Below are 22,135 nucleotides of genomic sequence, written 5' to 3'. Positions count from 1 at the left end.
CGCCGGGTGGTCGACGTCAACCGGCCCGGCGGACCGGACGGCGCGCCAGGTAGCGGAGCAGGTCGCGGATGTGGTGCTTCTCCTCGGCGGGGACGTTCGGGTCGGCCAGCCGGTCCAGGATCACCCGCACGTCGGCCTCGACCGGGCCGTCCTCGGCGCCGCGGCGGCGGGGCACGGACCCGGCGTCGGGCAGGCCCAGCGCGCGGAACGCGGCGGCCACCGGCAGGTCGAGAGCGGCGCAGAAGCCGCGCACCTTGGCGAGTTCGGGATAGTCCTGCCAGTCGCCGGCCAGCCAGCGGAACACGGTGGAGCGGCCGACGCCGGTGTGGGTCGCGAGGTCGGTCACCGTCCAACCGCGTTCTTCGCGCGCGTCGTCGATGGCCCGTCGCACGAAGCGCGCGAAGGCCATCTGCGGCGAAACCTCGGTGGAACCCATCCCTGCGGAATCGTCCCTTCCGCCGGTGCGCCCGGCCTCTGCGCACCGAGCCTAGTACGCCCGCGCGAAGAAACAACTGACTGATCGGTCGGATGGTCCCGTGGGTGGGACCAACGCAGCGTGAACAGTTGCGAACTGTCAACTAAGCTGGACGAAACCTCCCCGGCAGCTAATCCAGAGGAGCAGCATGGCCGAGCCGGACCGTCCCGTCCCACACCGCCCCGGCGCGGTGAGCCTCTTCTTCGTGGCCAAGGCCGGCGTCTTCGCGCTCGGCTTCTGGATCTGGCTGCTGGTGCTGGCGGCACAGGGCGATCCGGCGGAGGGCCGGCATCTCGTCGCCGCGACCGGCGCGGTCTGCACCACGCTGGTCGGTGTGGTGCTGGGCGTGCGGCTGGCGCTCCAGCGCAACGCCGCCGACCGGCACGCCGAGCTGAAGCGGCTGTTGGTGGACATCTCCTGGAACGCCTTCGCCGCCGCCGGCAACGCCGAGCAGCCGGCGAAGGTGGTGCCGTTCCCGAGCCCGCCGCAGGACACGGAACGATCCATCAACCGCGGCCCGGGCGAGCGGGTGTCGGCGCTGGACCGGGGCGACCGCAACCGGGGCGAGCGCCGCCGTTAGCGCGGTGCCGGGTCCGCGAGCAGCGTCTCCAGCCGGGGCGTGACGTCCCACCGCTCCACCAGCTCCCGATATTCCGACCGGTTGTCGTCGCTCGGCGCGCCCGCGGTGCGTCGCGCGCGGATCAGCAGATTGCGTGGCGTGTGCCGGGAGTCGACGAACTCCACCACCTCGGCGCGGTAGCCGTGCAGCCGGAGCAGCCCGGCCCGCAGCGCGTCGGTGAGCACGTCGGCGAACCGCTCGCGCAGGATGCCCTGCCGGGTCAGCAGCTCGTCCGGCCCCGGAGTCGGACGGGCCCGCAACTGCGCGGCCAGATCGTGGTGGCAGCACGGGGCGGCGAGCACCCAGCGGGCGCCCCAGCGCACCGCCCGGGCCAGCGCCTCGTCGGTCGCGGTGTCGCAGGCGTGCAGCGCCAGCACCAGGTCCGGGGCCGGTTCGACAGGCGCCTCGGCGATGGTGCCGGCCGCGAAGCTGACCCGGTCGGCCCAGCCCAGCCGCTCGGCCAGCTCGGTGTTACGGCGACGCTGGTCCTCGCGGACGTCGACGCCGACCAGCGTCACGTCCAGGCCGCGCCGGGTCAGGTACCGGTGCGCGGCGAAGGTCAGGTAAGCGTTTCCGCAGCCCAGGTCCACCACCCGCAGCGGGCCGGTGAGGTCGTCCGGCAGGGTGGCGGCGAGCGCCCGGAGGAACGCATCGACCTGTCGGCGCTTGGCTGCCGATCCGCCGATCGCGTCGAACAGCGGGTCACCGGGGTCGAGCAGCCAGTCCTTGGCCCGGTCGTGCCCGGCCGGCGCGCCGGCCGGGCGGCTGGCCGCGGCGCGGTGCACCTGCGCCTCGCCGGACTTGGTCACCCGGAATTGGAGCGTGGCGGTGGCGGTCTCCACGTGCCAGTTGCCGAACGGCTCGGCGAGCAGCTCGTCGACGGCCGCGTCGGCCTCCGCGCCGGGGGCGACGTTGCGAGTGTGCGGCCGGGCGCCGTCCGAGGTGGCGATCTGGAGCCGGGGGCCGGCCTTGAGGGTGACCGGGCGCAGTTCCGCGCGGACCACCGAGGGCAGCTGCCCCCGCCGCCGACCGGCGGCCACGGCCCGGGTCAGGCCAGGACCGAGCAGCAGCGCGCGTACCTCCCGCAACGCCGCGTCCAACGGTTCCGCCATGGCGTACCCCTTCCTTCTCCTGCCCCCGGCCGGGCTGGTCGATCATGAGGTTGGCGGCGGCGTCCGCGGCGTGTCGCGCGGCCAACCTCATGATCGACGCCGTCGGCGTCGGGCAGGGAACGGCCCCCGGAACTGGTGGTCCGGGGGCCGTGGTGTCTCTGGTCAGTCGGTGGTGGTGCTGGTGGCCTCGGCGGGCGTGCCGGAGCTGCCGGCACGGCGGCGACGGCGACGGCGTGGCCTCGGGGCGGTCCCGCCCTCGTCGGTGGCCGCGACGGCCGGCTCCGCGTCGCCCGCGGCGGTGACCACGCCGCTCGGCTGCTCGCCGGCCACCGTCTCGCCGGCCCGGCGACGACGTCGGCGGCGCGGGGTGCGGGTGCCCTCGTCCGCCCCGGTGTCGGTCGCTTCGCTCCCGGCGGCGGGTGCGCCGTCGGTCTCGCCTCTGTGCCCGCGCCTGCGGTCTCCGCCCCGGCCGCGGCTGTCCCCACCTCGGCCGCGGCTGTCACCGCGCCGGGACCGGCCGCCGCCCAGGTCCTCCTCGACCTCGGCCGACAGACCGGCGCGGGTGCGCTCGGCGGTCGGCAGCGTGCCGCTGACGTCCCGGGAGATGTCCAGGTCGGTGTAGAGATGCGGGGAGGTGTGGTAGGTCTCCGGCGGCTCGGGCATGTCCAGCCCGAGGGTCTTGTCGATGATGCGCCAGCGGGGCACGTCGTCCCAGTCGACGAACGTCACCGCAACACCGGTCGCCCCGGCGCGGCCGGTGCGGCCGATACGGTGGGTGTAGGTGTCCTGGTCCTCGGGGCAGTCGTAGTTGATCACGTGGGTGACGCCGGTGACGTCGATGCCCCGGGCCGCCACGTCGGTGGCGACGAGCGTATCGATCTTGCCGGCGCGGAACGCCCGCAGGGCCCGCTCCCGGGCGCCCTGACCCAGGTCGCCGTGCACCGCCGCCACCGCGAAGCCGCGGAAGTCGAGATCCTCGGCGACCCGGTCGGCGGCCCGCTTGGTGCGGGTGAAGATCATCGTCAGCCCGCGGCCCTCGGCCTGCAGGATCCGCGCCACGATCTCGACCTTGTTCATCGAGTGGGTGCGGTAGGCGAGCTGCTGGGTCTGCGGTGACGGGCCCGTCTCGGCGGTGTGCCCGGCGTGGATCGTCACCGGCCGACGCAGGAAGCGCCGGGACAGCGCGACGATCGGATCCGGCATGGTGGCCGAGAAGAGCATGGTCTGCCGGTCCTCCGGCAGCATCGCGAGGATCTTCTCGACGTCGTCCAGGAAGCCCAGGTCGAGCATCCGGTCGGCCTCGTCGAGGACGAGCGCGCGCACCCGGTCGAGCCGCAGGTGCTTCTGCTTCTGCAGGTCGAGCAGGCGGCCGGGCGTGCCGACCAGGATCTCGACGCCCCTGCGTAGTGCCTCGATCTGCGGCTCGTAGGCGACGCCGCCGTAGATCGGCAGCACCCGCACGCCCCGGGTGCGACCCGCGGCGTCGAGGTCCTTGGCGACCTGGATGCCCAGCTCGCGGGTGGGGACGACGACAAGCGCCTGGGGCACGCCGTCGCTCCCCTCGGACGGGGCGAAGACGCGCTCGAGCAGCGGGATGCCGAAGCCGAGCGTCTTGCCGGTGCCGGTCGGGGCCTGGCCGATGAGGTCGACGCCGCGCAGGCCGATCGGCAGCGCGTATTCCTGGATGGCGAAGGCGCGGGTGATGCCCGCGGCGGCGAGCGCTTCGACGGTCTCCTGACGGGCGCCGAGCGCGGCGAACGTGGGTGCCTCCGGCGGTACCGGAGCTGTGGGGGCCAGTGGCTGGCCGGTAATCTGCTCACTCATGTGGATGTGGGGGTGCCCTCTCGTGGTGCGCCCCTCATGTCCTCAGGGCGCGGACGGTTTGGCGCGGGCCACGCGGTCGGCGGCGGTTTCGCCGAGCCGGACCGGGCCGCACGCGCTCCGGGGACCGGTGCTGATCAGCGAAGCTGACCTGGTCGGTGCCCACGGCAACTCTTTCATCGTACCTGAACAGCCCCTGAGTCGTCCCGATTCCGGGTGTCGGCCCCGCATCCAGGGGGTGCCTCATGTGACTTGAGTCACATGAGGTGGGGTTGCCGAACGGGTGGGCGACCGGAACGACCGAGCGGGCCGGAAGGCAGAGCAAGGCCGGAAGGCGGAGCGGGCCGGAAGGCGGAGCGGGCCGCAAGGCGGAGCGGGCCGGAAAGACTGAGCCGCCGCGGCGGGTGGGCCCCGCCACGGCGACCGGTGCGACGCGGATCAGCGGACGGTGAACCCGACGGCGCGGGGTGAGGCCTCCGCGATCTCGACGTAGGCGACCTTGCCGACCGGCACGATGACCCGACGGCCCTTCTCATCGGTCAGGGAGAGCGTGCCCTCGCTCCTGGCGAAGGCGTCGGTCACGATCTGCTCGATCTCGGCCGGCGACTGCGCGCTCTCCAGGACCAGCTCCCGCGGCGCGTACTGCACGCCGATCTTGACCTCCACTGTGCCTCCTCAACTGGGGCGAAAAAGCCACCGTGGGAAGGCTATCCGATCGGGCGGCGCGATGTTCAGGCTGACTCGCCTTGCAGCGGGAAGCTGGCGATGCCCCGCCAGGACAGCGCCGCGACCAGCGCCTCCGCCTCCGGCTTGGCCACCTGCCGGCCGCCGGCCAGCCAGAACTGCGCGGCCGTCTCCGCCGCGCCGACCAGCCCGGACGCGAGCAGCTCGGCGTGCGCCCGGCTGACGCCGGTGTCCGAGATGATGGTGTCGGTGATCGCCGCGATGCAGCCCTGCTCGACCCGCTCCACCCGCTGCCGCACCGCCGGGTCGTTGCGCAGGTCGGACTCGAAGACCAGCCGGAACGCCTCGCTCTCGTGGTCGACGAAGTCGAAGTAGGCCCGCACCGCCGCGCCGACCCGCTCCTTGTTGTCGTGTGTGCCGCGCATCGCGTCGTGCACCTTCGCGACGATGGCGTCACAGTGCGTGTCCAGCAGCGCGAGGTAGAGCTCCATCTTCCCGGGGAAGTGCTGGTAGAGAACCGGCTTGGAGACCCCGGCCCGCTCCGCGATGTCGTCCATCGCGGCGGCGTGGTAGCCGTGCGCGACGAACACCTCCTGGGCGGCGGCCAGCAGCTGCTTACGGCGCGCCGAGCGGGGCAGGCGGGTGGGCCGGCCGGCCGTCTGGGCACCGTTCCCGACTGCGGTCATGGGAACCTCCGAGTATCTGCGTCGAGCCGGCACGTATCACCCGAACCGGGCCGGGTTCGTGAACCCGTCGCGGAATTGGCCCGCCGCTGTAACTTATCGCCACTGTCACCACACGGTAGCCTCAGCGGGGGCGACCAAGGAGCGCGCGGTGAGTGAAACAGGGCAACCCGGAGCCGCCACCCCGGGAGAGCACGGCGACGGGACGGGTCAGCAGGACGACCCGGCCCGCACCGGCGGCGGTTGGGCGCCCCCGGCGGGCGGCTGGTCCCGAGGCGCCCCGGCGCCCGGCGGCTGGCCCTACGGCGATCTGGGCGGCGGCTGGGCCGCCTCGTCGCCCCGGCACGGTGACCTGCCGGCCCCGTTGCCCGGTCACCCGGCCGAGGCGCCGCCGGCCCACGTCAACGGCCGGCACGTCAACGGCGTGCGGCACGCCGGGGAGGAGCCGCCCGTGACCCGCCAGGCGCCGGTGAGCGCCCCGCCCGTGGGCGATCCGCCGCGGGGGACCGACGGCGAACGGCTGGCCGTGCCGGCCCCGCGACCCGCACCCACCATCGAGCAGCAGCCCGACGCCGCCGGCTCCCGGCACGTCCCGGACGACACCGTCGCCGGGCCGGTCCCCCGCTGGGCCGAGAGCCCTCCGACCTCCGCGCCGCCGGCGCTCCAGGTGCCGCCGGTCGGCGCCGCCGCCTCCGGTTTCGAGGTGCCGCCGGGGTTCCACGCGCCTACCGTCGACCCGGCCACCCCGTCGTCGCACCGAAGCTGGGCCGAGCGGGGGCCGGGTGAGCCGACCGCCGCCGCCGACCGGGCCGAGCAGTCCCCGGCCGAGCCGTCGGCACACCGTCCAGCCGAGCCGTCGGCACACCGTCCGGCCGAGCCCGAGCCGCCGCGCGGCCCCGCCGAGATCCAGGCGAACGATTCCGGCGTGGGTGTCTCGCCGGGCTGGTCCGGCCCGTCCTGGAACCGCCCGAGTTGGGGCGACGGCTGGGCCCCGCCGTGGGCCCGCACGGAGGAGCCGGCCGGGCATCGGGCGGCCGGCGACGACGAGCCCACCGACCGGGCGTCCCACGACGACGAGTCCACCGGCCGGCGCGCCGCCCGCGAGGACCGCGCCGCCGCCGAGTGGGCGCCGGACCCGGTGCGGCCGTACGAGCCGGCCCGCGTCGATCCGCCCACCGGATACGAGCCACCCCGGCCCGAGCCGATCCGGCCGTACGGGCCGGTGCGGGCGGAGTCGGCGGCCGGGCCGGAGTCGCCGCACCACCCCGAGCCGACCCGGCCGTTCCGACTGCCCCGTGCGGACGCCGACCCGCGCCCGGTTCACGAGCCGGCCGTCCAGCGGCCCTCCTGGGCCGGCCCGCCGGTGCCGGTGACCCCGTTCGGCACGCGCCCCGAGCCGCCCGCCGCGCCGCCGGCCGTGCACGAGACGCCGGCCGGTCCACCGCCGGCCGCGTACGCTCCCGCGCAGCCCGCCCGGGCCGCCGGTGAGCCGGCCGACGAGCCCCGGCGTGCGTCGGAGCAGCCGCCCGCCGAGCCGGCCGGAGTGTCGCCCGTCTCCGCGGCACCGGCGTCGTTCGACAGCTACCGGGCGTCCCGCCCGACGAGCGCCCCGCCCTACGCGGCCCGCCGGTCCGCGCCCGAGCCGCCGGCCGCCGGTGAGCCCGCCGCCGGGTCCCCGCCGGCGGAGCCGGCCCCGGCGGTGCTGCCGCAGCGCGTCCCCGCCGAGCCGGACGTGCCGGTGGTGCCGGAACCACCGGCCGTGGAACCGTCCGCCGAGACTCCCGAGCTGGCCCGCATCGCGACCCACCTGCGCCGGGACGACGAACCCGCCCCGCTGCGCGAACGGCCGGAGGGCTTCGACGTCAACGCCATCCTGGATGCGGTCCGCGAGGTGGCCGGCGTCCGCGACGCCGCGCTGCGTCGCACCCCGGCCGGCGCGCACAGCCTCCGGCTGGACCTGGCCGACGGCGCCGACCCGGCCGACGTGAGCCGCCTGGTGGCCCGCCTGCTCCAGGAGCGGATGGGTCTGGCCGCCGCACCGCAGAACCTGCCCGGCGCCCCGGCGCTGCCCCCGCCGCCGGTCCGCCGCCGGTCCGCCGCGGCGCGCGCCGACCGCTTCGCCGACCTGCCGCCGGCCGAACCCCGGTCCGGTACGCCCCGGTCGCGCGTCGACGAGGCGACGGACGCCCCGGCGCGGGCCGTCACCGGGTCCGGCCCCGCCGAGGAGGACCCGGCGGCGAAGGCTGGGGTGGGGCGGCCGGCGCCGAACCGTCCGGCGGAGAACCGCTCCGGCGAGGGCCGGTTCGGCGGGACCGAGTCGCGCGCCGGCCGGCTCGCCGACGCGCCGGGCGAGGCCGGCGAGCCGCCGCGCCGACGCCGGCAGTCCACCCACCGGGGCCGGGCCACTGTGGACGAGACGTCGCTGGCCGCCGCGCCGAGCGGCATGCCCACCGGCAGCCCGGTCACGCTCGGCACGTCATACTCCGGCGGGCAGATGACCACGACGGAGACCGCGCCGTCGCGACCGCTCGACCCGGGCGGCGCGCCGGGGCCCCGGGTGGTGATCGACCACGTCCTGGTGAGCACGTTCGGGCTGGACGCGACCACCGAGGTCCGCCTGCTCGCCGGCGACCGGGCGGCCGAGGGGCACGCGACCGGGCCGGCGGTCGACGGCTACGTGCTGCGGCTCTGCGCGGTGGCCGCGGCGGCCGCGGTGGACGAACTGCTCGCCGGCGGGGACGCCCCGCCGGGCGGGCGGGGTCGCTGCTTCGTCGAGCACGCCGCGGTGGTGCCGTTCGGCAACTGCGAGGTGGCGACCGTGGTGGCGTTGCTGGTCTGCGACGGGTGGGTGGAGCAGTTGGCCGGTTCGGCGCTGGTGGCCGGCGATCCGCGACAGGCCGTGGTCCGGGCCACCCTGGCCGCGGTGAACCGCCGCTTGGAGGCGCTGCTCGCCTGAGCGTTGTGCGGTCGGGGCCGGCGCGGGGAACACTGGAGACATGAAGCGTGCCGCACTCTGGCCGGATCATTTCCTCCCCGCGCACCGCGTCCCGCCGCCCTGGCCCGGTCGGCACGTGCCGCTCGACGGCACGCTCGTCCACGTCCGGGACACCCCGGCCACCGCCCCCGACGCCGAGCCGGCGCTGTACGTGCACGGCCTCGGCGGCTCCGCGCAGAACTGGACCGACCTGGCCGGGCTGCTCGCCGGGCGGCTCGACGGCCAGGCGATCGACCTGCCCGGTTTCGGGCGCAGCGAGCCGGGGCGGCGCTACACGATCCCGGCCTTCGCCGATCGGGTGGTCCGTTGGATCGAGCACAGCGACCGGGGGCCGGTGCACCTGTTCGGCAACTCGCTCGGCGGCGCTGTCGCGGTGCGGGTGGCGGCGCTGCGGCCGGAGTTGGTCCGCACGCTCACGCTGATCTCGCCGGCCCTGCCGTTCCTTGACTTTCGGCGTTCGTTGCAGGGGCGGATGCTGCCGCTGCTGGCGATCCCCCGGGGCGAGCGGCTGGCCGCCTGGCGGCTGGCGCAGCTCGCCCCGGAGGTGATGGCGCAGCAGGTGATGGAGTCGTGCGTGGCGGACCTGACCCGGATCAGCGAGCAGCGCCGGCAGGAAGCGATCGAGGAGATCCGGATCCGGTACGAGGCGGCGCACTACGCCGCCGCCTACGTGCGGACGTTCCGGGGTCTGGTCGGCAGTTTCCTGCGGTCGTACCTGCCGGGGCAGGGCGCGCTCTGGCGGCAGGCGGCGTCGGTGCGGGTGCCAACGCTGGTGGTGGGTGGGCGGCAGGATCGCCTGGTCGACGTGCGGGTCGCCCCGCAGACCGCCCGGGTGATCCCGGACAGCCGGCTGTTGCTGCTCGACGGCGTCGGGCACGTGGCCCAGCTCGAGGTGCCCCGGACCGTGGCTCGGGCGGTGCTGGCGCTGCTCGCCGAGGCGGCGCCGGCGCCGGGTGGGTCGCCGGAGGTCGTCGCCAGGCGCGGGTCGGTGGAGCGGAAACCGCAGGCCACGGCCCTGATCACCGGAACGGGGGAGAGCGCGGGCGCGGGTGACGTGGCAGGCTGAACCGGATGCCCAGCTTCCGTCTTCCGCGTGCCGCGCGGTCCCTGCCTCTTGCCCGCCGGTGGCGTTCCGCGGTGGTGGTCTGCGCGTTCCTCGCCGCCGCCGGGGTGGGCGTCGGCGTCGCGTTGCGACTGTCACCGGCCGGCGCGGAGGAGTTGGCCGAGGGCGGGCTCGCCGGGCAGCCGCCGGCGTCGAGCGTCCCGCCGTCGTCCGCCGTGCCGTCGTCCGCCGTGCCCCGCTCGCCGGCGGCGCCCGTGCTGGCCCTGCCCGGTCCGGTGCCCGCGCACGGTCGGGGCAGCTTCGGCTACGACGACCGGGCCGGTGGCGTGCTGGGTCGAGCCGGCGTGGTGCGCCGTTTCCGGGTGGCGGTGGAGAACGGCTCCGGTGAGCAGGCGGGTGCCTTCGGTGACGCGGTGCAGCGGGCCCTGGCCGGGCCGGGCAGCTGGGTGGACGGCGGCCGGTTGCGGTTGCAGCGGGTCGCGCCGGGCGGCCGGTACGACTTCACGATCTATCTGGCCACCCGGGACACCGCCGCCCGGCTGTGCGGAACGGGCGGGATCGACATCCGCAAGGGCGGCGTGCCGTACACGTCCTGCCGGGTGCCCGGCAAGGTCGTGATCAACCTGGATCGGTGGCGTACCTCGGTGCCGCACCTGGTCGCCGCGCGGATGCCGCTGGACGCCTATCGGCTCTACGTGGTCAACCACGAGGTGGGGCACCAGCTCGGGCACCACCACGAGGGGTGCCCCGGCGCGGGCCGACCCGCGCCGGTGATGCAGCAGCAGACGCTGTTCCTCGACGGCTGCCGACCGAACCCGTGGCCGTACCTGGCCGGAAAGCGGTACGCCGGCCCGTCGCTGTGAACCGATCGCGAAAGATATTCGCGGCATAAGCGGTAAAAGCAGCTAAATGCCCGAATTGCGTGGCACGCTGGTGTCATGACGTCGTCGTCCCCCTACGACCCGCCCGAACGGCCCGGGCTGCGCCGGATGCGCCGCCGCCGCCGACGCTCGATGCTGCTGCTGGCGATGCTTGTCGCGGCCACCGGCGGCGCGGTGGGGATCACCCGGTTGAGCGAGCCGCCACGACCCGCGCGGGTCCCGCTGGCCGCCGCGCCCACGCTGATGCCGGACGCCGACACTGCCCTTCCGGCGTCGCCGACCGGCTATCCCACCGCCGGCCCCGGCACGTTCGCGGTGGCGTCGGGGCGATCACCGGTACGCGGCCACGACGGCCCGCTGCGCCGCTACCGGGTGGAGGTCGAGCAGGGCGCCGGGCAGGACACCGACGCCTTCGCCGCCGCCGTCGACGCGGTGCTCGGCGACCCGCGTAGCTGGATCGCCTCCGGCCGGCTGCGGGTGCAGCGGGTGCCCGAGGCGGCCACCGCCGACTTCACCGTCTACCTGGCCACGCCGGCCACCTCGGAACGGATGTGCGCCGAGGGGGGCCTGCGCACCGAGCGGTACACCTCCTGTCGCCTGCCGGGCCGGGTCGTGCTCAACCTGGCCCGCTGGATGACGGCGGTGCCCGACTACGGTGCCCCGCTCGACGTCTACCGGACCTACGTGATCAACCACGAGGTCGGGCACGAGTTCGGCGAGTCGCACCAGGGCTGTCCCCGCCCCGGCGCCCCCGCCCCGGTGATGCAGCAGCAGACGTACGGGCTGGACGGCTGCGTGCCGAACGCCTGGCCGTACGTCGACGGGATGCGCTACTCCGGCGAGCCGACCGACGGCGTCTGAGTTATTCCCGGTCCCGCAGTTCGGGCCGGGTGTCCCTCGTCATGGCCGATTCCCACCCGAGCGAGCGACAATGGCGCGGTCCCACCGCCGATCCCGGGGAGTCCACCGTGTCGTTGCCCCCGCTCGTCGAGCCCGCCGCCGAGCTGACCGTAGACGAGATCCGCCGCTACTCGCGCCACCTGATCATCCCGGACGTCGGGGTCGAGGGGCAGAAGCGGCTGAAGAACGCCCGGGTGCTCTGCGTCGGCGCCGGCGGTCTCGGCTCGCCCGCGCTGATGTACCTCGCCGCGGCCGGCGTCGGCACGCTCGGCATCATCGACTTCGACACCGTCGACGAGTCGAACCTCCAGCGCCAGATCATCCACGGTGTCTCCGACGTCGGCCGCTCCAAGGCCGAGTCCGCCGCCGCCTCGATCCGCGAGATCAACCCGCTGGTCAACGTGAAGATCCACAACACCGCGCTGGACCGGGAGAACGTCCGGGACATCTTCTCCCGGTACGACCTGATCGTCGACGGCACCGACAACTTCGCCACCCGCTACCTGGTCAACGACGCGGCCGTGCTGCTCGGCAAGCCGTACGTCTGGGGTTCGATCTACCGCTTCGACGGCCAGGCGTCGGTGTTCTGGGCCGAGCACGGGCCCTGCTACCGCTGCCTCTACCCGGAGCCGCCGCCGCCCGGCATGGTGCCGTCCTGCGCCGAGGGCGGCGTGCTCGGCGTGCTCTGCGCGTCGATCGGGTCGATCCAGGTCAACGAGGCGATCAAGCTGCTCGCCGGCATCGGTGAGCCGCTGGTCGGCCGGCTCATGGTCTACGACGCCCTGGAGATGAGCTACCGCAAGATCAAGGTGCGTAAGGACCCGAACTGCGCGCTCTGCGGCGAGAACCCCACGGTCACCGACCTGCTGGAAGACTACGAGGACTTCTGCGGCGCGGTCTCCGAGGAGGCCCAGGAGGCGGTGGTCGACTCCACCATCACCGCCCTGGAGCTGAAGGAGTGGCAGGACGCCGGCAAGGACATCTTCCTGGTCGACGTCCGCGAGCCCGCCGAGTACGAGATCGTCCGGATCCCCGGCTCGACGCTGATCCCCAAGGGCGAGATCCTCTCCGGTGAGGCGCTGGCGAAACTCCCGCAGGACCGGCAGATCGTGCTGCACTGCAAGTCCGGCGTCCGGTCGGCCGAGGCGCTGGCCGCGCTGAAGGCGGCCGGATTCTCCGACTCGGTGCACGTGCAGGGCGGCGTGCTCTCCTGGGTCAAGCAGGTCGACCCGTCGCTGCCCGCGTACTGAGTCGCCTGTCGCTCGGCGGCCCCATCACTCCGGGCACATTCACGCCCGTGAGTGATGGGGCTTTCGCGCCTTGTGCCCCGGCCACCCGGCGGTCCGGGCCAAACCCTGGCCGAGCTACCGAGGCGTAACGGCGTCGGCGCAGGTAGCGTCACCGCCGTGGTCGATTTGGACGCGGCGATCGGGTTCGTCGTGGCACACGGGGACGCGGTGGACCGTGCCCGCCTCTCCCGGTTGCGCTCCGGCGCTCCGGTGTCGCCGGAACTACTCGACGCGGCGGAGTCCGGCCGGACCCCCGGCGGCGGCTGGCCCGCCGTGCTCGACGGCGAGGTCGCCTCGGTCGACGCGACCTGCTTCCGCCTGTCCGAGCTGGACGACCTCGGCGCGTTGGGCCGCCCCGCCGCCCGGCACGCGCTGGACTGGCTGGCCAGCGGTCAGCTCGCCGACGGCGGCTGGGACGAGCACCGGTCGCTGGCCGGGTTCGCGCCGGAATGGGCCACCCCCGGCGACCCGGAGGCCCGGTTCTACCTGACCGCCGGCGCCGGATTCTGGCTCACCGTGGCCGGGCTGGACGCCCGCGCCGCCGGCCCGCTCGACCACCGGGTCGGTGGGGCGTACGCCGGGGTGGTGCAGGCGGCGGCGCACGCCCTGGCCGCGCAGCTCGCGCCGGACGGCACCTGGCCGTCGTTCCTGCCGGCCGGGTGGCTGGCCGCGGCCGTGCTGCACCGGCAGCAGATGTTCCTGGAGTCGGCCCGGATCCAGGCGGTCCTCGCCGACCGGATCCCGGAGATGTCCCCGGCCGACGTGGCCTGGCTCGCCGCCACGCTGCGGCGGGTGGAGGTGGGCGAGGAACAGTGGCTGCTGGTCTCGGCGCGGCGGCGGCTCGCCGAGACGCAGCGCAGCGACGGCGGCTGGGACAGCGACGACGGTCACCAGTTCGACGTGCACACCACGCTGCGGGCGATCCGGGCCTGCCGCCCCAACGCCCCCGAGGCGCCGCGCTCCGGCGCGCCGTTCGTGGTGCCGCGCACCGTCGCGCTACCCACCCCACCCTCCCCGCGCCCCGCCCCCGACGCGCCCTCGCCCCGGACCCCGTCCCCGGACACCGGTCCCGACCCGGCCGCGCGTTCCGTTTCGGGGCCGTCCGCCGGTTCCGGTCCCGGCCCGGCTGCGCGTTCCGTTCCCGGCCTGTCCGCCGGGTCCGTTCCGAGCCGGGCCTCGGGCCCTGTTCCTGGGCCGGCCCCGCTCCCGCCGGCGGTCGGCGCCGGCTGGCCCGGCCCGCCCCCGATCGATCCGCCCGCGACGTCCACCGGCGACCCTCTCCAGGTGGCGTAGCCGGGGCCGTTTCCACCCAGACTTTCCTGCGAGGCGTGCTGGCTGGCGGGCGCCGGGCCGCCACCGGGCGGGTGGGCTAGCGGATGTGGCCGTCGCCGGTGACCACGTACTTCGTGCTGGTCAGCTCCGGCAGGCCCATCGGGCCGCGGGCGTGCAGCTTCTGCGTGGAGATGCCGATCTCCGCGCCGAACCCGAACTCGCCGCCGTCGGTGAACCGGGTCGACGCGTTGACCATCACCGCGGCGGCGTCCACCCGGGCCACGAACTCCCGGGCCGCCCGCTGCGAGTCGGTGACGATCGCCTCGGTGTGACCGGTGCCGTAGCGCCGGATGTGCGCGACCGCCGCGTCGAGCGAGTCGACCACGGCCACCGAGATGTCGGCGGAGAGGTATTCGGTGGCGAAGTCCTCCTCGGTGGCCGGCACCACGGCGGCGGAGTGGGCGGCCACCTCACCGCTGCCGTGCACGGTCACCCCGGCCTCGGCGAACGCGGCCAGCACGGCCGGCAGGAAGGCGTCCGCGACATCCCGGTGGATCAGCAGCGACTCGGCCGTGTTGCAGGTGGACAGGCGCTGGGTCTTGGCGTTCAGCGTGATCGCGAGCGCCTTGTCGAGGTCGGCGGCGGCGTCGACGTACACGTGGCAGTTGCCCACCCCGGTCTCGATCACCGGGACGGTCGACTCCTCGACGACGGTGCGGATCAGCGACGCGCCGCCGCGCGGGATCAGCACGTCGACCAGGCCCCGGGCCCGCATCAGCTCCTTCACCGAGTCACGTGAGCCGGCGTCGACGAGCTGCACCGCGTCGGCCGGCAGACCGGCCGTGGTAATCGCGTCGCGGAGCACCGCGACCAGGGCCGCGTTGGAGTGCGCCGCCGACGACGAGCCGCGCAGCAGCGCCGCGTTGCCGGACTTCAGGCAGATCCCGGCGGCGTCGACCGTCACGTTCGGCCGGCCCTCGTAGACGATGCCGACCACCCCGAACGGCACCCGCACCTGGCGCAGTTCCAGCCCGTTCGGCAGGGTGGAGCCGCGTACCACCTCGCCGACCGGGTCGGGCAGCGCGGCCATCTCGCGCAACGCCTCGGCGATGGCGGCGACCCGGTCCTCGTCGAGGGCGAGCCGGTCCAGCACGGCCGCGGTCAGCCCGGCGTCGCGCCCGGCCGCCAGGTCCGTCGCGTTCCCCGCCAGGACCTCCGGGGTACGCGCCACCAGCGCGTCGGCCATCGCGTGCAGCGCGGCGTCCTTGGTGGTACGGGTGGCCGCGGCGAGATCCTCCGCCGCGTCCCGGGCCCGCCGGGCCTGCTCGACGACGCTCATCGTGCGCTCTCCTTCTCCGCGGGTGTTAGGAGGGGCCCCTTGTTATGCAGAATGCGTTAACAGGGGGCCCCTGCTTACAACAGGACGAGGTCGTCTCGGTGGACTACCTCGCGTTCGTAGGCCGGGCCCAGCGCCGCGGCGAGTTCCGACGTGGAGCGGCCGAGCAGGCCGGGCAGCTCTACCGCGTCGTAGTTGACCAGGCCGCGGGCCACCGGCGCGCCGGCGGTGTCGACCAGGTCCACCGGGTCCCCGGCGGTGAACGCGCCGTCGACCGCGGTGATGCCGGCCGGCAGCAGCGACTTGCGCCGGCCCACCACGGCCTGCACCGCGCCCGGGTCGAGGTGCAGCCGGCCGCGCGGCGCCGTGGCGTGCGCCAGCCAGAACAGCCGGGCGGCGGGGCGGCGGGTGCTGGCGTGGAAGAACGTGCCGACCGGGTCGCCGGCCAGCGCCGGGCCGGCCAGCGGCGCGGCGGTGAGCACCACCGGGATGCCGAAGCCGGTGGCGATCCGGGCCGCCTCGACCTTGGTCACCATGCCGCCGGTGCCCACCCCGGCCCGGCCGGCCCCGCCGACGTCGACGCCGGCCAGGTCGCCCTCGCCGTGCACCTCGCTGATCCGGGTGCTGCCGGGGCGGGCCGGGTCGCCGGTCCAGAGCGCGTCCACGTCGGAGAGCAGCACCAGCAGGTCGGCGTCGACGAGCGCGGCGACCAGCGCGGCGAGGCGGTCGTTGTCGCCGAACCGGATCTCCTCGGTAGCCACCGTGTCGTTCTCGTTGACGATCGGCACGGCCCGCAGGTCGAGCAGCTTGCGCAGGGTCCGGTAGGCGTTGCGGTAGTGCGCCCGCCGGGTCACGTCGTCGACGGTGAGCAGCACCTGCCCGACGGTGTGCCCGTGCCGGGCGAACGCGGTCGCGTACCGCCCGATGAGCAGGCCCTGGCCGACGCTGGCGGCGGCCTGCTGGGTGGCCAGGTCGCGGGGGCGTCGGGTCAGCCGCAGCGGGGCGAGGCCGGCGGCGATCGCGCCGGAGGAGACCAGCACCACCTCGCGGCCCTCGGCGGTCAGCGCGCCGAGCGTGTCGACGAGCGCGTCGACCCGGGCGTCGTCGAGGCCGCCCGTCGCGGTGGTCAGCGAGGACGAACCGATCTTGACCACGATCCGGCGGGCCGAGGTGACTGCTTCGCGCACCCGCCCATTCTGCGGGTTGCGGTCCGCGCCACCGGCGCGCGTTCCCATATCGTGACAGCTCGTGACACCTGACGAGTACGTCGAGGCGGTGCTGGCGCTGGTCGAGCGGATCCCGCCGGGGCGGGCGATGTCCTACGGCGCGGTGGCCGACGCGTTGGCCGAGCGGTCGGGGCGGGCGTCGGCGCGGCTGGTCGGTTCGATCATGGCGCGGCACGGCGGTGGGGTGCCGTGGCACCGGGTGGTGAACGCGGCCGGCCGGCTGCCGCCGGGGCACGAGCTTCAGGCCCGGGCCCGGTTGCGCGCCGAGGGGTGCCCGTTGCGCGGGGACGGGGTGGACCTGGCGGTTGCCGCGTGGTCGCCGGAGGAGGGGATGTGACGGCGGCCATAACGTGAGTAGCATTCGGCTCCATGACAGCTTCGGGCCTGCCCCGCCGGGTGCACCTCGGATACGCGTCGGGTTCCCTGGTCACCGGCGCGTTCGGGACCGTGCCCGGGCTGCTCCTGCTGCCCTACCTCACCGACACGCTCGGTGTCGCGGCCGGGCTGGCCGCCCTGCTGGTGCTCCTGCCGAAGGCGTGGGACGTGCTGGTCAACCCCGTCGCCGGGCGGATCTCCGACCGGACCCGCTCCCGCTGGGGCGCCCGCCGGCCCTACCTGCTCGGCGGCGGGCTGGCGCTGGCGGCGCTGTTCGCCTCGATCTTCGCCGCGCCGTTCGACCGGGGGCCGGCCGCCGCCGGCTACGTGGCGCTGGCGTTCCTGGCCACCGCCACCGCGTTCGCGTTCTTCCAGGTGCCGTACGTGGCCATGCCGGCCGAGCTGACCGCCGACCCGGCGGAGCGTACCCGGATGATGACCTGGCGGATCGCGGTGCTGGCGCTGGCCATCCTGGTCTCCGGCGCGGTCGCCCCGGCGGTGGTGGCCGCCGGCGGCGACGGGGTGCCCGGCCACCGGTGGATGGGCCTGTTCGTCGCGGCGCTGATCGTCGTCGGCACGCTCGGCGCGTTCCTCGGCACCCGGTCCACGCCAGCCGGGACGGTGACGGAGAGCGAGCCGAGCCTGCGCGCCCAGCTCGCGGTCGCCGGCGGCAACCGGCCGTTCCGGGTGCTGCTGGTCTGCTTCGTGATCCAGTCCGCCGGGGTGGCGACCGTGCTGGCCGGCGTGAAGTACTTCGCCGACCAGGTGCTGCACGCGCCGGACAGCGGGCCCACGCTGCTGTTCGCCTGTTTCGTCGCGCCGGCCCTGCTGGTCATGCCGCTGTGGAGCCGGGCCGGCGCCCGGCTGGGCAAGCGGGCCGCCCTGGTCGCCGCGTCGCTGCTCTTCGCGGCCGGCGCGCTCGCCCTGGTCACCGCGCCCGCCCTGCCGGCCGCCGGGGTGTACGCGGTGGTCGCGCTGATCGGCGTCGGCTACGCCGGCCAGCAGGTCTTCGCGTTGGCCATGCTGCCCGACTGCATCGCCCACGACACCGCGCGCACCGGTCGCCGCCAGGCCGGGGTGTTCACCGGCCTGTGGACCGCCGGGGAGACGTTCGGGCTGGCCCTGGGCCCGGGCATCTACGGCCTGGTGCTCCAGCTCTCCGGCTACGTCTCCTCGTCGACCGGGTCCGCCGCCGCTCAACCGGGCACCGCCCGGCTCGGGGTGCTGCTCGGCTTCACCGTCCTGCCGGCCCTGCTCGTGGCCGCCCCGGTGGTGCTGCTGCGCGGCTACCCGCTCACCCCGGCCCAGCCGGCCACCGAGGTCGCCCCGGCGGCGCGGGCGTGATCCGCCCGCCGACCGCCGGACCGTCACGAGAGGAACCCCCGAAGCGATGACCGACACGGCAGGGACGGGCGCGCTGCCCGCCGAAGGGCTGCCCGCCGCCCGGGTGCTGGACGAGATCCGGGCGTTGCGGGCGGCCGACCGCCCGACCCACGGCGGCCGGCTGTTCGCCTACGTCTACGACCCGGGCGTGGCCGGGCTGGACGAGCTGGCCCAGGCCGCGTACGCGGAGAGCGCGCACGTCAACGGCCTCGACCCGACCGCCTTCCCGTCGCTGCTGGCGATGGAGAACGCCCTGGTCGCCGCCGCCGCCCGGCTGCTCGGCGGCGGCCCCGGCACGAGCGCGCCGGACGTGGTCGGCAGCGTCACCGGCGGCGGCACCGAGTCGCTGCTGCTCGCGGTCAAGGCGGCCCGGGACGCCCGGCCCGACCTCGCCGAGCCGCGGATCGTGGTGCCGGCCAGTGGGCACGCCGCGTTCGCCAAGGCCGCCCACTACCTGCGGGTGGCGCTGGACCCGGTGCCGGTCGACCCGGTGACGCTGCGCCCGGCGGTGGCCGACGTGGCCGCCGCGATCCGGCCGGAGACCGTGCTGGTGGTGGCGTCCGCCCCGTCGTACGCGCACGGCGTCGTCGACCCGGTCGCCGGGATCGCCGCCGTCGCGGCGGACGCGGGGGTGCGCTGCCACGTGGACGCCTGCTTCGGCGGCTGGGCGCTGCCCTGGCTGCGCCGCCTCGGCGCGCCGGTGCCGCCGTTCGACTTCGCCGTGCCCGGGGTCACCTCGATCTCGGTCGACCTGCACAAGTACGCGTACGCCCCGAAGGGCGTGTCGGTGCTGCTGCACCGCGACCCGGCGCTGCGCGCGCCGCAGTACTTCGCGTACGCGGACTGGCCCGGCTACACGATGGTCAACCCGGTGATCGCCTCGACCCGCTCCGGTGGCCCGATCGCCGCCGCCTACGCCACCCTGCGCCACCTCGGCGAGGACGGCTACCTGCGGCTGGCCGCGTCGACCCGGGACGCGGTGGCCGGGCTGGCCGCCGCCGTGCGGGCGACCGACGGCCTGCGGCTGATGGCCGAACCGGAGTCCACTGTGGTCTGCTTCACCGCCGACGACCCGAAGCTGGACCTGTTCGTCCTCGTCGACGAGCTGACCGCGCGTGGCTGGCACACCCAGCCCCAGCTCCGGCACGCCGACCTGCCGGCCAGCGTGCACCTCACGGTGACCGCGTCGGTGGCGCCCCGGGTGGCCGAGTTCGGCCCGGCGCTGGCCGACGCGGTGGCGGCGGTCCGGGCCGCCGGCCCGGTCGTGCTGCCGCCGGAGCTGGTGGCGCTGGCCGGCGGCCTCGCCCCGGAGGCGCTCACCCCGGAGCTGGTGGCCGGCCTGGCCGACGGGCTCGGTCTGGGCGGCGACACCGGCGTGCCGGAGCGGATGGCGGTGGTCAACACGCTGCTCGACGCCGCCCCGGCGGCGGTGCGGGAGCGACTACTGGCGGAGTTCGTCGGGCTGCTCCAGCGCCCGGCGTGGTGAGCACGACGAGGCCGTCCGTCGCCACCGTGACGCGGCGGGTCTAGCCGACCGTGTGCAGCTCCACCTCGTTGTCCTTGACCTTCAGGTCGTTCCACCACCGCTCCTGCTGGTCGTAGTGGATGACCTGCAGGCTCGGCCGCATGCCGGCGAGATCCGGCGGTTCGTAGCGGAACGCGAAGGTGTACGCCTTCCGCTCGCCGGCCGGCAGGGCGTCGAGGGCGCAGACGTAAGTCCCGTCCGACCGCACCGTCCGACACCGGCTCAGATCCCCGCCCGTCGGCTCGCCGATGGTGCCGAAGTCGGAGAAGCCCAGCAGGGGCACGTCCACCGGTCCCTTGTTGGTCACCGTGACGGTCACCGTGGCGGTGCGGATGCCCTTCGCGTCCGCCGGGCCGACGACCAGGTCACCGGCGGTGAGGGAGAGGTCGGTCAGGCGGGGGTCGGTTCCGAACCTCGTCGGCCCCGCCGTCTGGGTGAACCGCTCGCCGGTCCAGGCGTACGTCCGCCACTGCCGCTGCGGCGACCACTCCGGGGTGCTGCAACAGGGCTGGATGTCGGCCACGTACGCCCGGATCTTCCCGTCGCCCTGCACCGAGAAGTCGGTGATGTCGTCCATCCCCTCCTGGGTGGCGACCACCTGGCCCATGGTGACGATCCGGCCGGTCTCGTCCCGGTCGAAGGCCACCACCTGCTTCCCCGAGGCCTCGCCGTAGCGGCAGGCGACCAGGGCCACCGTCTCGGTCGCGCCGTCGTCGTCGAGGTCGCCGTAGCGGGGGTCGGCCAGCAGCCTCGGCACGGAGTCCGTCTCCGACGCGGACCGGAGCCGGACGTCGTCGCGGACGCAGGTCTTCGGGGCGTTGTCGTACCAGGCCGGCAGGTCCAGCCGGGCGGCGAGCAGTTGGGACCGGGCGATCCGTCCGTCCGGGGCCGCCGGGGTGGGGTCGGCCGTGCTCGGCGTCGGTGGCGGCGGGGTCGGCGAGGCGGCCGTCTCCGACGGGCTCGGGGTGGCGGTCTGCGCCGGCCCCGGTCTCGGGTCGGTACGCCGGTGCAGAGCGGCGTTCGCGCCCACCGGAACGGCCACGGCGAGCACCACGGCCGCCGCGGTGAACACCGCGGTACGGCGGCGCCGGCGGCGGACGGTGTCCCGTACCGCCGTCGTCCCGGTCGGGTGTACCGCCGGGGCGTACGCCTCGCGGAACGCGGCGAACTCGCCGCTGACCAGGATCTCCTCGTGCTCAGTCATGGTGGTTCACCTCGTTCGTGGTGGCGAGCTGGGCCGCCAGCGCGGCCCGGCCCCGGTGCAGCCAGGACTTGACGGTGCCCTCGGGCACGCCCTCCTGTCGCGCGATCTGCAGGACCGTGAGATCGGCCAGGTAGTGCAGCACCACGGCGCGGCGCTGGACGGCCGGCAGTTGGGCCAGCGCGGCGGTAAGCGCCACCCGGTCCGGGCCCGGACCCGGCACGTGTTCCTCGCGCTGCCGGTGCAGCCAGGACTGCGCCGTGCGCAGCCGCCGCCACCGGCTCGTGGCCAGGTTCCAGGCGACCCGGCGTACCCAGGACACCGGATCGTCGTAGCGGGACACCCGCGACCAGCGGGCGAACGCCCGGCAGAACGCCTCCTGCACCAGGTCCTGCGCCTACGTCAGGTCACCGCAGTAGGCGGCGAGCTGAAGGGTCAGGGACCGGAAGTGCGCATGGTAGAACCCGTCGAAGTCGATCGCCTCGCCCCGGTCCGAGCGTGCCGGCTGGCCCGCTGTCCTCCCGGGTGGCGGCTCGCCGAGCCGTGGCTCCCTCGTCACCGTCATCTGTCCTCCCCGTGCGCGTGCCGCCGGCGCGGTCACGTCCGTCACACGTTCTGACGCCGGCTCCGGTTGCACGGGTTGCCGTTGCCGGTGCTGTGGTTGACTGTCAACTCGACGATAGGTGAGAGGGGGCCGAGGTGCAGTTGCCGGGCGTGCTCGGCGAGCCGATCCGGTTCGTGCTGAACTGGGGCCGCCGCTATTCGCTCTGGGTGTTCAACTTCGGTCTGGCCTGCTGCGCCATCGAGTTCATCGCGACCAGCATGGGTCGGCACGACTTCATGCGGCTCGGCGTGATCCCGTTCGCCCACGGTCCCCGGCAGGCCGACCTCATGGTGGTCAGCGGCACGGTCACCGACAAGATGGCCCCGGCGGTCAAGCGGCTCTACGACCAGATGCCCGAACCGAAGTACGTGATCTCGTTCGGCGCCTGCTCCAACTGCGGCGGCCCGTACTGGGACTCGTACTCGGTGACCAAGGGCGTCGACCAGCTCATCCCGGTCGACGTCTACGTGCCCGGCTGCCCGCCGCGCCCGGAGGCGCTGCTGCACGGCATCCTGCGCCTTCAGGAGAAGATCGCCGCCGAGCAGTCCGGCGTGGGCGGTGTGCCCCGGCCGGACCGGCTCGCCTCCCCGGCGGACGTGGTCCCCCGGCCGGTGGAGGCGTTGACCGCGCCGCCGGTGCGTCCGCCGGCCGACTGATCCGCCGGGTGGCGGGGCGGCGCTAGCCTGCGGGC

18 protein-coding genes and 2 pseudogenes are annotated in these 22,135 nt (G+C 75.1%); 11 read left to right on the top strand and 9 right to left on the bottom strand.

What is annotated here, in order from left to right; all coding sequences use genetic code 11:
• Window positions 1-16 precede the first annotated feature (16 nt).
• The gene (locus AB0H28_RS02085; protein ID WP_278109355.1) at window positions 17-436 is read right to left on the bottom strand and encodes a helix-turn-helix transcriptional regulator; all 420 of its coding nucleotides are present in this window, start codon (window positions 434-436) and stop codon (window positions 17-19) included.
• A gap of 187 nt (window positions 437-623) precedes the next feature.
• On the opposite strand from AB0H28_RS02085, the gene AB0H28_RS02080 reads away from it, so the two are divergent.
• Window positions 624-1,055: a hypothetical protein gene (locus AB0H28_RS02080; protein ID WP_358032871.1), complete on the top strand. Its 432-nt coding sequence runs from the start codon at window positions 624-626 to the stop codon at window positions 1,053-1,055.
• Here the strand turns inward: AB0H28_RS02080 and AB0H28_RS02075 are convergent.
• The 4 genes from AB0H28_RS02075 to AB0H28_RS02060 all read right to left on the bottom strand — a co-directional run bounded on the left by AB0H28_RS02075 (window position 1,052) and on the right by AB0H28_RS02060 (window position 5,397).
• Window positions 1,052-2,206, bottom strand: coding sequence for an SAM-dependent methyltransferase (locus AB0H28_RS02075; RefSeq protein WP_358032869.1), 1,155 nt, complete (start codon window positions 2,204-2,206; stop codon window positions 1,052-1,054). The two genes, AB0H28_RS02080 and AB0H28_RS02075, sit on opposite strands and share 4 nt — an antisense overlap.
• A gap of 162 nt (window positions 2,207-2,368) precedes the next feature.
• On the bottom strand, window positions 2,369-4,030 hold the full coding sequence (locus AB0H28_RS02070) for a DEAD/DEAH box helicase (RefSeq protein WP_358032867.1): 1,662 nt from the start codon (window positions 4,028-4,030) through the stop codon (window positions 2,369-2,371).
• Window positions 4,031-4,465: 435 nt separating this feature from the next.
• Complete coding sequence (locus AB0H28_RS02065) at window positions 4,466-4,693, bottom strand: DUF3107 domain-containing protein (protein ID WP_030502928.1); 228 nt, start codon at window positions 4,691-4,693, stop codon at window positions 4,466-4,468.
• Between the two features lie 65 nt (window positions 4,694-4,758).
• Window positions 4,759-5,397, bottom strand: coding sequence for a TetR/AcrR family transcriptional regulator (locus tag AB0H28_RS02060; protein WP_358032864.1), 639 nt, complete (start codon window positions 5,395-5,397; stop codon window positions 4,759-4,761).
• Between the two features lie 922 nt (window positions 5,398-6,319).
• On the opposite strand from AB0H28_RS02060, the gene AB0H28_RS02055 reads away from it, so the two are divergent.
• The 6 genes and pseudogenes from AB0H28_RS02055 to AB0H28_RS02030 all read left to right on the top strand — a co-directional run.
• A complete protein-coding gene (locus tag AB0H28_RS02055) occupies window positions 6,320-8,350 on the top strand; it encodes a hypothetical protein (protein ID WP_358033815.1) in 2,031 nt (676 codons plus the stop codon).
• Window positions 8,351-8,390: 40 nt separating this feature from the next.
• Entirely contained in the window at window positions 8,391-9,455 is a 1,065-nt protein-coding gene (locus AB0H28_RS02050) for an alpha/beta hydrolase (RefSeq protein WP_358032860.1), read from the top strand.
• Between the two features lie 5 nt (window positions 9,456-9,460).
• Complete coding sequence (locus AB0H28_RS02045) at window positions 9,461-10,315, top strand: DUF3152 domain-containing protein (RefSeq protein WP_358032857.1); 855 nt, start codon at window positions 9,461-9,463, stop codon at window positions 10,313-10,315.
• A gap of 75 nt (window positions 10,316-10,390) precedes the next feature.
• A complete protein-coding gene (locus AB0H28_RS02040; protein WP_358032854.1) occupies window positions 10,391-11,194 on the top strand; it encodes a DUF3152 domain-containing protein in 804 nt (267 codons plus the stop codon).
• A 41-nt stretch (window positions 11,195-11,235) separates the two neighbouring features.
• Window positions 11,236-12,483 (top strand): adenylyltransferase/sulfurtransferase MoeZ, encoded by a 1,248-nt coding sequence (gene moeZ / locus AB0H28_RS02035; RefSeq protein ID WP_358032851.1) that lies wholly within the window; start codon window positions 11,236-11,238, stop codon window positions 12,481-12,483.
• Between the two features lie 105 nt (window positions 12,484-12,588).
• Window positions 12,589-13,458 (top strand): annotated as a pseudogene (locus AB0H28_RS02030) (hypothetical protein); the annotation flags it as partial.
• Between the two features lie 433 nt (window positions 13,459-13,891).
• Here the strand turns inward: AB0H28_RS02030 and AB0H28_RS02025 are convergent.
• Together AB0H28_RS02025 and proB are read right to left on the bottom strand one after the other, a co-directional pair.
• Window positions 13,892-15,133 carry a glutamate-5-semialdehyde dehydrogenase gene (locus tag AB0H28_RS02025; RefSeq protein ID WP_358032848.1) on the bottom strand — a complete coding sequence of 414 codons (1,242 nt, stop codon included), beginning with the start codon at window positions 15,131-15,133 and terminating at the stop codon, window positions 13,892-13,894.
• A gap of 74 nt (window positions 15,134-15,207) precedes the next feature.
• Window positions 15,208-16,317 (bottom strand): glutamate 5-kinase, encoded by a 1,110-nt coding sequence (gene proB / locus AB0H28_RS02020; protein WP_358032845.1) that lies wholly within the window; start codon window positions 16,315-16,317, stop codon window positions 15,208-15,210.
• Between the two features lie 61 nt (window positions 16,318-16,378).
• On the opposite strand from proB, the gene AB0H28_RS02015 reads away from it, so the two are divergent.
• The 3 genes from AB0H28_RS02015 to AB0H28_RS02005 are packed head-to-tail and all read left to right on the top strand — an operon-like array spanning window position 16,379 to window position 19,600.
• Window positions 16,379-16,693, top strand: coding sequence for an MGMT family protein (locus tag AB0H28_RS02015; RefSeq protein ID WP_358032842.1), 315 nt, complete (start codon window positions 16,379-16,381; stop codon window positions 16,691-16,693).
• Window positions 16,694-16,725: 32 nt separating this feature from the next.
• Complete coding sequence (locus tag AB0H28_RS02010; RefSeq protein ID WP_358032839.1) at window positions 16,726-18,075, top strand: MFS transporter; 1,350 nt, start codon at window positions 16,726-16,728, stop codon at window positions 18,073-18,075.
• A gap of 46 nt (window positions 18,076-18,121) precedes the next feature.
• Window positions 18,122-19,600, top strand: a complete 1,479-nt coding sequence (locus tag AB0H28_RS02005; RefSeq protein WP_358032836.1) for an aminotransferase class V-fold PLP-dependent enzyme — start codon at window positions 18,122-18,124, stop codon at window positions 19,598-19,600.
• Between the two features lie 40 nt (window positions 19,601-19,640).
• On the opposite strand, the gene AB0H28_RS02000 is transcribed toward AB0H28_RS02005, so the two are convergent.
• Entirely contained in the window at window positions 19,641-20,843 is a 1,203-nt protein-coding gene (locus AB0H28_RS02000; protein WP_358032833.1) for a hypothetical protein, read from the bottom strand.
• Window positions 20,836-21,405, bottom strand: a pseudogene (locus tag AB0H28_RS01995) (SigE family RNA polymerase sigma factor). Before AB0H28_RS01995 ends, AB0H28_RS02000 begins: the two are co-directional and overlap by 8 nt.
• A 134-nt stretch (window positions 21,406-21,539) precedes the next feature.
• Here AB0H28_RS01995 and AB0H28_RS01990 point away from each other — a divergent pair.
• Complete coding sequence (locus AB0H28_RS01990; RefSeq protein ID WP_358032830.1) at window positions 21,540-22,100, top strand: NADH-quinone oxidoreductase subunit B family protein; 561 nt, start codon at window positions 21,540-21,542, stop codon at window positions 22,098-22,100.
• The last annotated feature ends 35 nt before the right edge of the window (window positions 22,101-22,135 follow it).

Source organism: Micromonospora sp. NPDC050980 (assembly GCF_040653835.1).
Taxonomy (GTDB): domain Bacteria; phylum Actinomycetota; class Actinomycetes; order Mycobacteriales; family Micromonosporaceae; genus Micromonospora.
Note: the sequence above shows the minus strand (reverse complement) of the source record. Positions and strands in the feature narration are given on the sequence as shown.